This is a genomic window from Actinoallomurus sp. NPDC050550, from assembly GCF_040655075.1.
In the GTDB taxonomy this organism is placed as follows: domain Bacteria; phylum Actinomycetota; class Actinomycetes; order Streptosporangiales; family Streptosporangiaceae; genus Actinoallomurus.
Map to the genome: position 1 here is coordinate 1 of NZ_JBFAJC010000144.1, position 1513 is coordinate 1513.

1 protein-coding gene is annotated in these 1513 nt (G+C 73.6%); it reads right to left on the reverse strand.

What is annotated here, in order from left to right; all coding sequences use genetic code 11:
- Nucleotides 1-1513: hypothetical protein (locus tag AB0I04_RS55110; RefSeq protein ID WP_360905060.1), on the reverse strand; the 1513-nt coding region annotated here is incomplete at both ends.

The following is a 1513-nucleotide window of genomic DNA, read 5'->3' on the forward strand; positions in this document are numbered from 1 at the left end:
TCGGCGGGCTGAACGCCGTTCCCGGACGCGGCGGCCTGTCCGGCATGATGACCTCGCCCTGCCGGTCGGTCGGCGTGGCGCCGTGCCCGAGGGGGACCTCTTTCTTGACAGCGTTCCACGCCGCCCAGGCCTTGGCGTACCTGGTCCCTAGGCCCCCCCAGCCGGCGGCGGCAAGACCAGCCTCGAAGACCTTGCCGTCGCTTACGCCTGCCTCGCGTGCGGCACGCGCGAACTCCCGCAGCTGCTGGTCGGTGGGCTTAGCGCGGCGCTGGGGGGGCAGGGTCACCCATGCGGGGACCTCCGCCGGGGCCGCCGCTGGGACAGCGTTCCACACCCCCCGGGCCCTGGTGTATCCGTTCCCTAGATCCCTCCAGCCAGCGCGGATAAGATCGGCCGCGAAGCCGTAGCCGTTTCTTACGCCCGCCTGGCGTGCGGCACGCGCGAACTCCTCCAACTGCTGGTCGGTGGGCCTAGCGCCACGCCGGGGGGGCAGGGTCACCCATGCGGGGACCTCCGCCGGGGCCGCCGGGGCCGCTTCCGGGACAGCGTTCCACGCCTCCCGGGCCCTGACGGACCTGTGCCCTAGTTCCCTCCAGCCGGCGGCGGCCAGACCAGCCACGAAGTCGTCGCGGTTTCTTACGCGCGCCTCGCGCGCGGCACGAGCGAAATCCCGCAGCTGCTGGTCGGTGGGCGTGGCGTCGTGCTCGGGGGGCAGGGTCGTCCATGCGGGGGGCGCCGCCGGGGCCGCCGCCGGGGCCGCCGCCGGGGGCGCCGCCGGGGCCGCCGCCGGGTCCGCTTCCGTGACAGGTCTCCACGCGTCCCAGGCCCTGGCGTACTTGGTCCCTAGGCCGCCCCAGCCGGCGGCAGTAAGACCAGCCACGAAGACCTTGCCGCTGCTTACGCGCGCCTGGCGTGCGGCACGCGCGAACTCCTTCAGCTGCTCGTCGTCGGGCGTAGTGCCGTGCAGGGGGGGCCGGGTCACCCATGCGGGGACCTCCGCCGAGGGTTCCGCCGGGGCCGGCGGCGGGACAGCGTTCCACGCCGCCCAGGCCCTGGCGTACCCTTGCCCTAGGTCCATCCAGCCGGCGGCGGCCAGACCAGCCGCGAAGACGCCGCCGTTGCTCACGCCCGCCTGGCGTGCCATCTGAGCGAACTGCTGTAGCTGCTGGTCGGTGGGCCTAGCGCCCAAAGCGTAGAACTCGTGGGGTGTGGGTGCGTTCCAGGTGTCTGGTCCCCGTTTTCTTGGGGCGCCGGTGTGGGGGTGGGTGGGGTCGGTCAGGGCCCGTGCGGTGGGGGCGGGGGTTGGGGTGGGGGTGTGGGGGTGGCCGTCGGGTGTGATGATCAGTGCGCGGGCTTCGGTGCCCAGGTCCGGGAGGGCACCGGGGTTGGGTGTGTCGGTGGTGCCGGGGTTTTGCGTTGTCTGAAGGTCGGGGGTGAGGGTGGGCGGGTCGGCCGGGTTCGGGCCGGTGAAGGGTGTGAGGTTGTACTCGCCGGGCCGGGTGGGGTTGATCAG